The sequence below is a fragment of the Myroides fluvii genome (assembly GCF_009792295.1).
GTDB lineage: Bacteria > Bacteroidota > Bacteroidia > Flavobacteriales > Flavobacteriaceae > Flavobacterium > Flavobacterium fluvii_A.
Window position 1 is genome coordinate 67,415 of sequence record NZ_CP039934.1, and the last position, 14,071, is coordinate 81,485.

Genomic DNA, 14,071 nt, shown 5'->3' on the forward strand with positions numbered 1-14,071 from the left:
AAAATCAATACGACATCCATTCTCCTTGTTTCCTGCAAAAGCTAGGCTTGTTATAGTAGTATATTTCGCTGAATAAAAGCGATTGTTTCTTGTACAACAAGGGCCAAGTCATTGGGTAGGTGATTTCCCTCCTGAGGGTGTCTTGCTCCAAAGACGTGATCCGCTCCCTCAACGATAAACAAATCAGATTCTTTGATCCAAAGGTGCAAGAGTTCTGCCTCTTTTACACTTACCGCTTGGTCTGCTGTACCATTAATAATTAAAACGGGTTTCCTGAGATTTTGAGCTGCATATTGAATCGTCAACGCTTGTTCATTGGCTTCAAAATCTGTCCAAAACGTAAAATAATGGGGCATTTGTTGCTTGGTACGTCCATTCATACTATAAAAAACGCCTTCTTTTTTCCATTGTTCAAAGTTATCGCGCTGTGGAAATCGCTTTTTAAAATCGGCAACACCGGCCCAGGAGATTGCTCCTGTTACTTTGTCATTATAATACGTCTGCAAGATTACCGCTCCGCCTCCTCTACTGTGTCCAATTAAGAATATTTTGGTTTCATCTACAAAAGGTTGACTGCTGTAATAATCAATAACAGTTGTCAAATCACGTTGCTCTTGTGTATAGGTATTTCTGCCAAAAGCGTCTAAATCTGTAAATTCCGTTGGATGATCAACGGTAGTTCCATTATGAGAAAAATTAAATTTCACGACCGCAAAACCTGCTTTCGCCATCGTTTGCATCGCCAAATCCCAAGCGCCCCAATCTTTAAAACCTTTATACCCATGGCAAAAAATAATCAACGGTGATTTTTCTTGGCTTGTATTTTGATAGCAATCCGCTAATATAGCAGCCGTAGTATCAGTGGGAATAACGGTTGTTTTGTGGTGTAATTGCGTCATAATTTTTGAGTATTTTTAACAAGGATAGCTTATTTTTTAAAGCAACCTTAAACATTAATCTTTTAATTTAGCTCGGACAAACCAATTTAATTAACAAATTATAGCAGCTTATGAAACCAGTAAACCTTAGTCGTTCCATTTGGAAACAAATTTTGTCCTTTTCTGTGCTTAGCTTGAGTTTATTTTCCCTGCCCTCAACGGTTCTGGCTCAAGAGAACGAACAAGTTACAATAAAAAATAAAACTTTTGCTTACGAAATAACAAAAGAAACTACAGCTAGCGATTTGGACTTGATTCAAAAGGAAATCAATGCGGAAAAAATAGCTCATTTAAAATTTTCAGCCATTAAGCGCAATGCAAAAAATGAAATCATCGGGTTGACAACCCAATTTAAGGATGAGCGCGGTTCTTCTCAAAAGAAGAGCGAATACAATTCACAGGGCATTCGTCCCTTTGCAGTTAAAATTCACGAAAATGCAGACGGATATAAGTATTTAGAAATAGCGCATCCCACATCCTCTACTACAAGTAATACTAAATCAAACCCAGCAGGTGATTTCTTTTCAGATGCAAAAGAAGACGATTTTGATTTTGGTGAAAGCAACATAATGGAGATGATGAAAGCGATGCAAGAAAGCATGCAACAACAACAAGAATTGATGCAAAAACTATTGCAGGAAGATACGAAGTAAAGTAAATGGGGAGGCGGTGACTAACTCTTACAACTTCACAAAAAACAAACCTCACAAAATAAAAAACGCCTCCAATACATGTGGAGGCGTTTTTCTATTGCACACAAAAAAGCCATAACGATAAGGTTATAGCTTTTTATTTATAAGTTATCCTACCTATCTTGAATAGTTAGGAGCTGATTTAGTAATCGTAATATTATGTGGGTGGCTTTCTCCAATACCTGAAGCAGTCAACTGAACAAAACGCGCTACTTCTTGTAACGTAGGAATGTCTTTTGCACCACAGTATCCCATACCAGCGCGTAATCCTCCGATAAATTGTAACATACTTTCATTCAATTCTCCTTTGTAAGGAACGCGACCTTCAATTCCTTCTGGAACTAATTTTTTCACATCATCCTCTACATCTTGGAAGTAACGATCTTTTGACCCTTGTTTCATGGCAGCAACAGATCCCATTCCGCGGTATGCTTTGAACTTTCTTCCTTCAAAGATAATTGTTTCACCTGGTGATTCTTTTGTTCCTGCTAACATCGATCCCAACATCACACAGTCAGCACCAGCGCCAATTGCTTTTGGAATATCTCCAGTATAACGCAAACCACCATCTCCAATTACAGGAACTCCCGTTCCTTTTAATGCAGCTGCAACTTCCATAATGGCTGAGAATTGAGGAAATCCAACACCTGCTACAACGCGTGTGGTACAGATTGAACCAGGTCCAATTCCTACTTTCACCGCATCAGCACCTGCTTCTACTAAGTATAGTGCAGCTTCTGGTGTTGCAATATTACCCACAACCACATCGATTTCTGGAAATGCTGCTTTCACTTCTTTCAATACCCCAACAACCCCTTGTGTATGTCCGTGAGCTGTATCGATAATCAACGCATCAACACCTGCTTTTACTAAAGCCGTTGCACGTTCCACTGTATCATGTGTAACACCTAAAGCTGCTGCTACGCGTAAACGACCAAATTGATCTTTATTTGCGTTAGGCTTCAAGGTTAACTTAGTAATGTCTCTGAATGTAATTAGTCCTACTAATTTGAAATTCGCATTAACTACCGGTAATTTTTCAATTTTATTTTCTTGTAGAATACCTTCTGCTTGTTCTAAAGTAGTTCCTTCTGCTGCAGTAACTAAGTTTTCTTTGGTCATTACTTCCGTAATAGGTTTTGCATTTTCTTTCTCAAAACGCATATCTCTATTGGTAATAATTCCTTTTAAAACGCCGTTCTCGTCCACAACAGGAATACCTCCAATGCTATACTCCGCCATGGCTTTCTTTGCATCGCCTACGGTAGCTGTTAAAGGTAAAGTAACCGGATCGATAATCATACCCGATTCTGCTCTTTTTACTTTTCGAACTTCTTTCGCTTGCTCTTCAATCGTCATATTTTTATGGATTACTCCAATTCCTCCTTCACGAGCAATAGCAATAGCCATTTCGCTTTCCGTTACGGTATCCATCGCCGCAGATACAATAGGAACATTTAGCGTAATATTTCTTGAAAAATTTGTTTTTAAACTTACCTCACGTGGTAATACTTCCGAATAATTTGGAACTAAAAGAACATCATCGTAAGTTAATCCTTGACCGATGATTTTTGTCGTGTGTGCTTTCATGTGCAATTGTAGTTGAATTGCACGCAAATTTAGTTTTTTTTATTCAGCAAAAAAAATCCTAGTGATAAAAATTAAAAACTTTTAACGCTTCGTTGTAGGCGCTTTCAAAAGACATGGCACTTAAATTGGTATCTATCTTATTAGCAGTAAAATAGCTCAACATTTTTTCTGTTGGCATATTTCCTGTTAGATCATCTTTTGCCATAGGACACCCTCCATATCCTTTTATTGCTCCATCATAACGCAAACAACCCGCTTTGTAGGCCGCATCGATCTTTTCAAACCACGAGTCTGGCGTTGTGTGTAAATGCGCACCGAATTCAATTGTGGGATAAGCAGGAATTAAATTACTATACAAATAATCAATGACTTCTGGTGTTGAACTTCCCACGGTATCTGACAAGGAAAGAATGCTCACCCCCATCTTTGTCAATCGCTCCGTCCATGCCCCAACGATATCCACATTCCACGGATCGCCATAGGGGTTTCCAAATCCCATGGAGAGATAGGCAACCACTTCTTTATTGGACTTATTCGCTATTTCTAATATTTCTTGTAACGTGATCAACGACTCCGCAATGGTCTTATGGGTATTGCGCATCTGAAAGTTTTCAGAAATAGAAAATGGAAAACCCAAATACTGTATTTCTTTGTGCTGTGCGGCTTCTTCTGCTCCTCTTGTATTGGCCACAATAGCCAACAACTTACTTTGCGTCTTACTCAAATCTAACTGAGCCAAGACTTCCGTTGTATCAACCATTTGAGGAATCGCTTTTGCAGACACAAAACTACCGAAATCAAGGGTATCAAATCCAACGCGCAATAGCGCTTGTATATATTGCACTTTCTTTTCTGTCGGTATAAACATCTTAATGCCTTGCATTGCATCGCGTGGGCATTCTATAATTTTTACTGTTGGCTTCATAGTGCTCCAAAGATAAAAGAAAGCCCTAAATTCTCAAAACCAAATGCAAGAATTAAAATAACGCCTCCTAATGCCCCTTCTGCCTCCACTTATGATGACCTAAACCCGCTAGAATCTTTAAGAATATTTTAAATAAACACAGTGGAATAAATTGTAAGTTTGATGGACAAAACAAAAACTATGACTCAATCAACGAAAACTTCGATAAACAAAAACTTATCTTTAGCAGATCTTATAGAGAAAGCGGGAACAACCAAAGAATATCGCGCTGTTTTTTATGAGAAATTTCTAAAAAGAGATATTTACGTTCTAGTAAAAAAAGGCTATAACGACAACAATGAAGCCAATAGTTTTAATGCAAATGCGCCAATTATCACGTTTGAAAATCAACAAATTCCTGTTTTTACCGATCCTAAACACATCTATGACCAGGGGATAATTCAAGAGGAAATGAGCTATATGCAAGTCAATGGACGCGCATTTTTGGAACTAGCTATGGGGCATACCATTCTTGTAAATCCGTTTTCGAAAGTATATAAAGAACTTGTTCCCAACGAAGTAGCAGACATGCTCAATGGATCTATTTTCAATGTCATCCAAGACGATGTTGCTCACATTCACATGCAAGTACTTATCGGAAAACCAGAAACTGAACCCACTGCATTACTGGCGGATTTAAAAACGACTTTTTCGTCTATTCCCTCGATTTCCTCTGCCTATCTGGGTTGGATTTTCAATGCGCAAATAGACCAAAAAGCGCACTATATTTTTGCCGTTGAATGTGACACTAAAAGTGGGGCTGAGTTTAAAGAAATTGCCGATGTAATTTCTAATTTATGCAAACCTCATCTAAAAAAAGAAGAATACATTGACATTATTCGCCTTGAAAAAAACGGGAATTTCAGCGATTATTTTTACACCCAAGAGCATCCTTTTTACACCAAGTAAGTGAAAACCTAAGAAGCAGCATTGACACCAAGTGCTTGACAACGACATTCACGCCATTGTGCATGATGGCATCAGCCGCGTTGTTTTCCATCTCCAGCGTTCAATGACCTTATAAAAAAAACGGAAGCAAGAGACTCTTGCTTCCGTTTTTTCTTGTATTTTGACTGATAGACGCGTCTTTTACAAACGCACCTCTCTTCTTTCGCTCATCGATTAGAAAAGCTCTTCAGCTCCTTCGATCACTTGATCCGGGTGTATCAATTGTAAGTCAATTGTCTTTGCTGCTGTGAATTTGATTTCATCTTTGTATTTCAACACCATGCCCTTTTCTATACTTAGTTGCCATCCTTCTTTAGAGTAGATTGATTTTGTTTTATCTCCTGCTAATACGATACTTTTCTCCTGCTGTGGCAAGAAAATCTCAGCTTCTTCTCCACTCTTAGCAAGCAGAACAAAACAACTCACCTCGTTATTTTCTAGGTTATTTTCTAAAACACCCTCCTCTTCAATTGGGTTTAATCGAAATCCTTGTTCAAATACGCGAATACAATCTGCCAGGAGATAGCTATAGCGATAACCAGCAGTATAGGCGCATCCAAAACCATCCTCTTCACCGACAACCGTAGTACCCCCATCTGTAGTTACTACCTTATCTTGTTCTGAAGTAGCATTTTTATCCTTGAGAATAAAATCACAAGAAACTAAACTAATAGATAAAAATACACTTAGTACTAGTCCAATTTGTCTCATCTTGATTTCTTTATTGGGTTGAATACAAAACAGTTTCTATTGTAGTAAAATTAGTAGGTTGATCTGGATTGTAAAAATACTTTATCAATACTTCACCGTGAATAGCTCCAGCATAAAAATCCGCAATAATCCATCTGTGATTAATAAATTGGACTTTATTGATCACGCATTTTTGGTCATTCATTGCTCCATACGGAACCAGGGGATTTCCTGTTTCTAGGTGATTCAACGCTAGGATTTCCTCTCGAATTTTATCGACATCTTGATCCAGTGTTTTGTAGTTAAAATACTCTTGTGCATCGTCGTTATATCCCAAAGAGAAATACTTAGCATCACTTAATTCTTTTGATACTAGCTTCAGAGAATCTCGAACAATCTCAATGCGTTTGTGGGCTATTTCAATTTTCTTTTCTTCAGATTTCATCATATTGCGATTGGTATTATACAAAAGCGCGATGATGAGTATTGAAAAAACGAAAAGGTAAAAAAAGACTTTATGTCTCATGCTTATGGTAATTTTATTTGTTGTTCATCGTAGGCCAAAGATACATTTTTTGGCAATATCTTTTCCACTTCTGCACAAAAACCCAAATCTTGAGAAATATGAATTAGGTATGCATGACGGGGATTGATTTTTTCAATAAAAGCGAGGGCTTCATCTAGGTTAAAATGCGTAGGATGTTCTTTGATGCGCAGGGCATTAATCACTAGAATATTACATCCTTTTATTTTTTCCACCTCCCTTTCGGCAATAAATTTGGCATCTGTGATATAAACCAGGGTATCGAATCGGAAGCCAAAAATGGGCAAATCTCCATGCTGGATGGACAAGGGAATAATTGGTTTTCCTTTGACGTAAAATACTTGATCGGGTTCGACGATGTGTTCCTGTACACTTGGGGCACCGGGGTAGCGATTTTCTGTGGTAAAAATATACTCATAGCGCCTTTCTAAAGCGTTCATCACCCTTTCTGAGGCGTAAATAGGCATGGGACCATGCAAAAAGGTCAATGGGCGAATTTCATCTAAACCCGCAATGTGATCCGCGTGTTCATGAGTAAAGAGAATAGCATCAAGCTGTTGGCATTTTGCTTGTAACATTTGATGTCTAAAATCTGGGCCACAATCAATCAACAGCGTAACGTCATCCCAAGTAATCAATGCGGAAGTGCGCAAGCGATAATCGCGCTTATCCAAACTTTGTCCCACTGGGTGATCAATTGCTATCACCGGCACTCCCTGAGAAGTTCCTGTTCCTAAAAATCGTATTTCCAAAACCTATTGCTTTTTATACAAAAGTACGCTTTATCTTTTTTTTTGTTGTATAGAATTTGTTACTTTGTTTCAAAAGCTTACAGATGGAATATTTTGCAGAAGATTTAGTATTAGAAGGAGACAGAATTATAGAGCAACAACCTGCTATTTCTGACAAGGCCCTCCGCATCAATATGAACCACAACATTTATGGAACATTTGCCGAAATAGGTGCAGGTCAAGAAACAGTGCGTCATTTTTTTAGAGCAGGAGGTTCTTCGCGAACTATTGCAAAAGCGATGTCTGCTTATGATAAATCATTTAGCGATGCGATCTATAGCGTGGAAGACGATGGACGCTATGTAACAGAGAGCAGATTGAATAAAATGTTGGATTATGAAACAAAAAAGATTGAAGATCGCATTCCACGTGCAGAGAATCCAACCAAAACTTTTTTTAGCTATGCCAACACGGTAGCAACCATCGATTACGCCAAAAAGAACAAAGGACATGGATGGGTTGGTATTATTTTCCAAACCGCTCCCGAAGAAGCCTACAGTAAAATTGTTTTACACATTCAATTTAAAGAAACCGATTCGAAGTTACAACAAGAAACCTTGGGAATATTAGGGGTTAACCTTATTTATGGTGCTTATTATCAACACCATGATCCCAAAAAATTAATTAGTTGCTTGTACGACCACTTAGATCGCGATCAAATTGAAATAGACAGCATCAGCCTTACTGGGCATTTGTTTGCCCATATCGACAACCGCTTGATGAGCTTGTTGTTGGTTAAGAACGGGATGACCGAGGCGGTTATGTTTGGCCCTGATGGACAAAGTCGACTGGCAGCCAATGAATTATACCGCAAAAACATCCTTGCCTTGCGCGGAAGTTTTAGGCCCGTTACCTTAGTAAACATGGACATGTATAAAAAGGGCTTAGAGTCTTTTATCGCTGAAAATAAATTAGAACGTCAAGATACAACTGTTATTTTTGAGATTACACTTTCAAATCTCTTAATGGAAGGAAACCTAGATGAAAACGACTTCTTACATCGCGCAGATTTACTTTGCTCTTTAGGACAAACGGTGATGATTTCCAACTTCCAGGAATACTATAAGTTAACCGCTTATTTCTCTAAGTATACCTCAGAAAAAATCGCCCTTTCTATGGGAGTTAGTAGTTTGCTCAATATTTTTGAAGAGAAATACTACGCCAACTTAACGGGGGGCATGCTAGAAGCTTTGGGTAAATTGTTCCGCAATCAAATGAGGATTTACTTGTATCCAATGCATGATGAAGGAGGGAATATTTTGGATTCAACCAATCTAAAAGTTGATTTACACATCAAAGAGCTGTATAAATTCTTCAAGAAGAACAATCAAATCGTAGACATTACTGATTATGATCCGAAAAACTTAGCTATCTTTTCAAGGGATGTGCTTCGCGCCTTACAGTGCAATGAACCAGGCTGGGAGGACAAACTACCAGCGGGAATTGCGAGTATGATCAAAGAAAAACAACTCTTCGGTTATACCAAACAAGAAGTTCTCAGTTAACACACATACAAACGAAAAAGCGACGCCAAATAGCGTCGCTTTTTTTATTTCTTCTCTTTGTTCTTGTACTACTTAATCAATAACGGGAGTAATTTGCTTAAACTCCATTACTACTTTATCTCCATTTTTGAAAAGTAAAGCACTTTCAGTTATTTCATAATTTGCAACTTCTGTCAGTCCTTTTGTAAAAGCTGCATCAGCTACACCTTCGCAAAACATTCTCGTTGCAGCTAGTTTATCGCCAATTGAAATTCCGTTTTGGTCTTTTCTTTCATACTCCCCTGTAATAGTATTACAACCATCCGTACCGTGAACGCTCGAGTCTCCTTCAAAGTTCAAGGTTGGTTTTTTTCCAGGAAATAATTCTTCTAGACTTTTACCTGCTGTTTCTTCTGTGTGAATTGCGATTAACTCCCAACTTCCAACTAAGTTCATTTTGGTTGTCACCGCGGTTTCTACTACAGGTGTTTCTGCTGCATCAGGTGCTTTTTCTGTACTCTTTTTCTCGTTACAAGCAGTTAAGGCCAAGACCATCAAAGCTGCTGTTAAAACTTTCATTCTTTTCATTTTTGCAATTTTTAAATATTTCATTGGTATTTATCTATCAAAGATACATACAAAATCAGAATTAAATACAAAAATAATACAAAAAGCTATTAATTCCCTATGTTGTCGATACTACTTTTAAACCGATAATTGATCCTATCAAAGTAGCAATAAAGAAAATACGCCAAAATGTTGCAGGATCTTTAAAAACCAATATTCCAACTAATACCGTTCCCACTGCTCCAATTCCCGTCCATACGGCATAAGCAGTTCCCAAAGGTAGTGTTTGCGTTGCTTTCATTAACAAAGCCATACTCATTACAAGAGCAAATAAAAAGCCTCCATACCACCAAAGCGATTCAGTTCCTTTACTTTCGTTTGCCTTTCCTAAACAATACGTAAATCCAACCTCAAAAAAACCTCCAATAATTAAGATAATCCAGTTCATTCTATTTTTTTTGCGAAAGTCGAATTATAAATTTTATTTTTTTTTATCCTATGATAAGAATTTATTGCAAAAGATTGCTATTAGACAAACCCTTCTTCTTTGACTTTTTTTACCAATCCTCCATTATCCACTACATCAAACACCTGCTTCAATCCGGCAATTCGCTTATTTACAGCGCTCTCACTCAAAAATAATACTTCGCTAATTTCTTTAATCTTAAATCCCCTTTCTAGCAGTAGTAAAATTTGCACATTTTGCTCTTGTAGTAGTGCCTCTTTCTTGTAAATTTCTTTCAAAGCCTCATTGGCGTGAAAACTATAGAACCGCTCCCCTTTTTGAACCGCTTGAACTGCTTGCTTCAGCAACTCTTCCGTGACATCCGTTTTCAGCAATAACCCTTGAGGTACAATCTTCTTGTGAATGCTATACAAGATAAGTGATCCCTCATGTCCTGTAACTAAAATAGTTTGTACTTTAGAAAATTTTTGCTTGATATAATTGACCAATTCAACCCCATTGGCAATATTTTTTCCTGTATCTGCCTTTCCCAAATTATAATCGACCAACACCAAATCTAATGTGGTACAATGATCAACATGAGCAATTCCCTCTGTAATAGAAGTAGCGCTCAAAAGGGTAGCCTCCTGAAAAACTTGCCGCAAGACGTTTGTATACCAATCGACAATCATTTGATGATCATCAATAATCAATAAAGTAAAACTCAAAATACTTTTCTAATTTTAACATATTGTATACTTTTACTGTACTTATCGAACGTAAAATATAAATATGTTTGTTAAACAATTTTTGGATTTTATCCCAAAAAAGAATTTTAATGATTTAAAAACATTAAATATACATTCAATTTAACCCTTTTTTATTTTAAATATCAAAAAATAAATATTATTTTAAAACATATGAAAAAAACAATCCTTACCTCCGTATCAATTTTAGCTTTATTGGCCTTTGCTTCATGTTCAACAGACAATATGCCAACAGAAGCAACAGGTAACAAACAACAGAATACGAGCTTCAATAAAATGAATAGTTCCGATTCTAGTGCTATGCTTAGTCCAACAGACAGTATTCCTACTCCACCAGAAAACACAAGTAAATCAGCGGACAATGGTGATATTGCAATTCTAAAAGACAAAAGAAAGATCATCAACAGTTCTTCTAGTGCACAAGAAAATGGCGATATCGCAATTTTAAAAGACAAGAGAAAGTAAATCAAATACGAACGCAAACAATCCCCTTTCTGTCCAAACAGCATGGGGATTGTTTTTTTTTTAGTTTATTTGTATTCATTTCCTTCTTCCTATGCGATACAGATTTTGTTATATTTTGCTTTTTTTATTTTTCATCAGTTGCACTGATCGCCCTTTTACGCAACAACATTCGGACATTTCGACTCGATTGGCAACCATAGAAGAAGACAGCCTACCAACCTATGAAAAACAGCATGTTTTAGACTCTATCTTTGAGCATTTAGCTCAAACCAACAATACCCCTCTACATCGAGAGCTGCTATTTGAAACGGCCAATACAGCCTATAACATCAAACATATTGATTTATATCTACGCATTAGCAAACACGTATTAGACTTAGCCAAGAAAGATAAAGACACCGCTCACATAGCCAAGTCTTACTACTATTTAGGAGACTACTACGAAGATGTTGTCAAGTTAGACAGTGCGTATGCCTCCTATTCGTATGCTGTAAAATTTTACCAAGTTCAAAAGGATACCTTGCACATCGGTATGATGCGCAAATCAATGGCCATCATTTTATTTGAAGAAGGGTTGTTTAATCAGGCGGAAGTAGAAGCTTTTAATGCACTTAAGAACTTGAGTCACTACAACGATAAAAAACTACTCATCGAAGCCTATTCTACTGTTGCTGGAATTTTAGATCAAAACTCTCAAAAAGAAGAGGCTATCCTCTATAACCAGAAGGCGTTAGAACTGATTAACTCTTTAAACACAAAAGAAAACAATACGTATTCAAAACTAGGAATTTACAATAATATTGGCTATTTGTATAATAGTCTGAGAGAATACGACAAGGCAGAAAAAACATTTTTAGAAGGCCTAACTCTTTTAAACACTAGTTTAAAGCACTCTAATTACCATGCCATGCTACTCAACAACCTGGCCTTTACCTACATTAAAACCAACCAGTTAACCAAGGCAGAACAATTGGTTTTTGAGGCTTTTTCAATACGAGACAGTCTTCATAATCCTCAAGGACTCATTTCGAGTTATAGTCGTTTTGGAGAACTGTATTTAGCAAAGAAAGACACTGTACAAGCTATCGCCTATTGGAAAAAGGGGTTTAAAAACTCCGAACAACTCAAAGCGCGTAACACCGCCTTAACCAATTTGAGGTACCTCAGCTTATACGATCACCAAAATGCAAAAGCATATGCCCAACGTTACTATGAGATCAACGATAGTTTAAAGACGTTACAAATTGAAAACAGGACTAAATTTGCCCGTATTGAATTTGAAACAGCTCAGCTAGAAGCAAGAAATGAATTGCTGTCCCAGCGCCTTACCTTATTTAGTATTCTTTCGCTTTTTGGGGTGCTTTTATCGGTTTTAATTTACATTGTATTCAAGCAAAAAATGATTCAAAAGCGCCTTTTGTTCAAACAACACCAACAAAACGATCGTGAATTAATTTACAAATTAATTTTACAACAAGAAGAAATTGCCAAAAAAACCCTGCTCGATGAAAGAACGCGCATTAGTACGGAGCTACACGATGGCATCATTAATACCTTGTTTAACATTCGCTTAATGTTATCTAACGATTGTAAACCCGAACATCGCCTAGTCATTGCTTCTGAAATAGAAGAAGCTCAACAGCAGATTCGCCGAATTTCACACAACTTGCAAGACCAAAGTCTGAACTTAGGTAGCTTTACTCCTGTTCTAGAGCATCTCGTAGAGAAGAATTCCTCTGAACAGCATGCGTTTACCTTGTTAATTGCACGCAACTTCGATTGGAGCACCTTTGATTACGAAACAAAGATGAATATTTACCGCATTATTCAAGAATCGATTCAAAATATCATTAAACACGCACAAGCAACTAGAGCCATTATTTCTATTGTTGAGTCTACAGCCAATTACCATATTAAAATTCAGGATAACGGCATTGGTTTTAAAGTTAGCGAAGTAAAAAAAGGCATTGGTTTGAAAAACATTCAATACCGCGTAAATCAAATGAATGCTATTCTAACGATTAATTCTTCCTCAAAAAAAGGAACAATATTAGAGGTAATCCTCTCAAAAGCAAAATAGGGATTGGTGTCCCCACAACCAATCCCTATTCACCTAAATTAATCAATAGATACTCATTCATTTTTCTTTCATTTGTTTACTTTGCGTGTATTTATATACACTCCAAAGCCCCTAACAAATGCGCTGTATGATTTTATCACGAACTAAAGTAGGTATAAGGCAGCTCTATTCAAAGCTTCCCCCTCTTTTTTTAACAAAAATGAAAGTTGAGTATTCATTTTTAATAAAAAAAGCGTTTCCATTTCTTAAAATTAGATGAAACCTTGTAACTTCACTTGTTTGAGAAGCTCAGATAAATCATTTACTTCGAACTCCTTTTTCATCGTCGTTAGCATACGCTGAACTGTACTTTGACTCTTGAATACGATTTCACAAATCTCTTGCACCTTGTATCCTTTGTCCAGTAGCATCAAAATTTCTATATATTGTTCTTGCTGCATCAACTGACGTTTTGCCAATAAACTCAACACATTCTTTACTCCTTGACTATAAACAACTTGCCCAATCATGCATTGGCGAATCGTTTCTATCAACAACTCATCTGTTACATCAGCCTTCATCAACAAGCCATCAGGTCTTACTTTTTTGTGGATACTGTAAATCAACAAAGCCTCTTCGTGTCCTGTAATCATGATGATTTTCGCTTTTGGAAATTTACTTTGCGCATACAAGGCTAATTTTTGTCCATCGGAGATACGCAAGTGGATATCGAAGTTTTTCGCTAAATTATAATCGATAATTAACATGTCAATATTCGGTAATTCATCTATATACTCCAATGCTTTTGGAATAGATTCACTAGCGTAGAAAGTACTTTCTAAAAAATTTTCTCGAAGCAAACGTATATAACTAGTCAAAATCATAGGATGATCATCAATTACTAGAAATACAGGGTTATATAAATTCATACTATTGATAATTTTGGATAAGAAAATTTTAAATCAAAATTAAACATTTTTTTACACTAACCACCATCTCCCCTTGGATTGATAATAAAATATTCTCAAAATGTAGTGTTCAAACAAAAAATAATTTGATTTTTTTGCAATTTTACCCCCTAGTATACCAACATTTTCACAAACTATCCTAAAAGTATCCATTCCTGT

General features: G+C 36.8%; 15 protein-coding genes. 5 read left to right on the forward strand and 10 right to left on the reverse strand.

Annotated elements, in window-relative coordinates; all coding sequences use genetic code 11:
- Window positions 1-50: 50 nt before the first annotated feature.
- A complete protein-coding gene (locus tag FBR08_RS00335; protein WP_158960439.1) occupies window positions 51-899 on the reverse strand; it encodes an alpha/beta hydrolase family protein in 849 nt (282 codons plus the stop codon).
- Window positions 900-1,009: 110 nt separating this feature from the next.
- Here FBR08_RS00335 and FBR08_RS00340 point away from each other — a divergent pair, with 110 nt between their 5' ends.
- The gene (locus tag FBR08_RS00340) at window positions 1,010-1,591 is read left to right on the forward strand and encodes a hypothetical protein (RefSeq protein WP_233266165.1); all 582 of its coding nucleotides are present in this window, start codon (window positions 1,010-1,012) and stop codon (window positions 1,589-1,591) included.
- Between the two features lie 156 nt (window positions 1,592-1,747).
- Here FBR08_RS00340 and guaB read toward each other — a convergent pair whose 3' ends face one another.
- A complete protein-coding gene (guaB, locus tag FBR08_RS00345) occupies window positions 1,748-3,220 on the reverse strand; it encodes an IMP dehydrogenase (protein ID WP_158960441.1) in 1,473 nt (490 codons plus the stop codon).
- Between the two features lie 58 nt (window positions 3,221-3,278).
- Window positions 3,279-4,145, reverse strand: coding sequence for a hydroxymethylglutaryl-CoA lyase (locus FBR08_RS00350; protein WP_158960444.1), 867 nt, complete (start codon window positions 4,143-4,145; stop codon window positions 3,279-3,281).
- A gap of 162 nt (window positions 4,146-4,307) precedes the next feature.
- Here FBR08_RS00350 and FBR08_RS00355 point away from each other — a divergent pair, with 162 nt between their 5' ends.
- On the forward strand, window positions 4,308-5,093 hold the full coding sequence (locus tag FBR08_RS00355; protein WP_233266166.1) for an enhanced serine sensitivity protein SseB: 786 nt from the start codon (window positions 4,308-4,310) through the stop codon (window positions 5,091-5,093).
- A 213-nt stretch (window positions 5,094-5,306) separates the two neighbouring features.
- Here the strand turns inward: FBR08_RS00355 and FBR08_RS00360 are convergent, their stop codons facing one another.
- The 3 genes from FBR08_RS00360 to FBR08_RS00370 are packed head-to-tail and all read right to left on the reverse strand — an operon-like array spanning window position 5,307 to window position 7,118.
- Complete coding sequence (locus FBR08_RS00360; RefSeq protein ID WP_158960447.1) at window positions 5,307-5,843, reverse strand: hypothetical protein; 537 nt, start codon at window positions 5,841-5,843, stop codon at window positions 5,307-5,309.
- 10 nt (window positions 5,844-5,853) lie between these two features.
- Window positions 5,854-6,348 (reverse strand): hydrolase, encoded by a 495-nt coding sequence (locus FBR08_RS00365; RefSeq protein WP_158960450.1) that lies wholly within the window; start codon window positions 6,346-6,348, stop codon window positions 5,854-5,856.
- 2 nt (window positions 6,349-6,350) lie between these two features.
- Window positions 6,351-7,118 carry an MBL fold metallo-hydrolase gene (locus tag FBR08_RS00370; RefSeq protein WP_158960453.1) on the reverse strand — a complete coding sequence of 256 codons (768 nt, stop codon included), beginning with the start codon at window positions 7,116-7,118 and terminating at the stop codon, window positions 6,351-6,353.
- Window positions 7,119-7,201: 83 nt separating this feature from the next.
- Here FBR08_RS00370 and FBR08_RS00375 point away from each other — a divergent pair, with 83 nt between their 5' ends.
- Window positions 7,202-8,662 carry a TonB-dependent receptor gene (locus tag FBR08_RS00375; RefSeq protein ID WP_158960457.1) on the forward strand — a complete coding sequence of 487 codons (1,461 nt, stop codon included), beginning with the start codon at window positions 7,202-7,204 and terminating at the stop codon, window positions 8,660-8,662.
- Between the two features lie 72 nt (window positions 8,663-8,734).
- Here the strand turns inward: FBR08_RS00375 and FBR08_RS00380 are convergent, their stop codons facing one another.
- The 3 genes from FBR08_RS00380 to FBR08_RS00390 all read right to left on the reverse strand — a co-directional run bounded on the left by FBR08_RS00380 (window position 8,735) and on the right by FBR08_RS00390 (window position 10,381).
- Complete coding sequence (locus FBR08_RS00380; RefSeq protein ID WP_233266167.1) at window positions 8,735-9,229, reverse strand: META domain-containing protein; 495 nt, start codon at window positions 9,227-9,229, stop codon at window positions 8,735-8,737.
- A gap of 97 nt (window positions 9,230-9,326) precedes the next feature.
- On the reverse strand, window positions 9,327-9,656 hold the full coding sequence (locus FBR08_RS00385; RefSeq protein WP_158960462.1) for a DMT family transporter: 330 nt from the start codon (window positions 9,654-9,656) through the stop codon (window positions 9,327-9,329).
- Window positions 9,657-9,736: 80 nt separating this feature from the next.
- Window positions 9,737-10,381 carry a response regulator gene (locus FBR08_RS00390; protein WP_158960465.1) on the reverse strand — a complete coding sequence of 215 codons (645 nt, stop codon included), beginning with the start codon at window positions 10,379-10,381 and terminating at the stop codon, window positions 9,737-9,739.
- Between the two features lie 192 nt (window positions 10,382-10,573).
- Between FBR08_RS00390 and FBR08_RS00395 the strand changes: the two genes are divergently transcribed.
- Window positions 10,574-10,885: a hypothetical protein gene (locus FBR08_RS00395; protein ID WP_158960468.1), complete on the forward strand. Its 312-nt coding sequence runs from the start codon at window positions 10,574-10,576 to the stop codon at window positions 10,883-10,885.
- Window positions 10,886-11,072: 187 nt separating this feature from the next.
- On the forward strand, window positions 11,073-12,965 hold the full coding sequence (locus tag FBR08_RS00400) for a tetratricopeptide repeat-containing sensor histidine kinase (protein ID WP_233266168.1): 1,893 nt from the start codon (window positions 11,073-11,075) through the stop codon (window positions 12,963-12,965).
- 251 nt (window positions 12,966-13,216) lie between these two features.
- On the opposite strand, the gene FBR08_RS00405 is transcribed toward FBR08_RS00400, so the two are convergent.
- Window positions 13,217-13,873, reverse strand: a complete 657-nt coding sequence (locus FBR08_RS00405; protein WP_158960474.1) for a DNA-binding response regulator — start codon at window positions 13,871-13,873, stop codon at window positions 13,217-13,219.
- Between the last annotated feature and the right edge of the window lie 198 nt (window positions 13,874-14,071).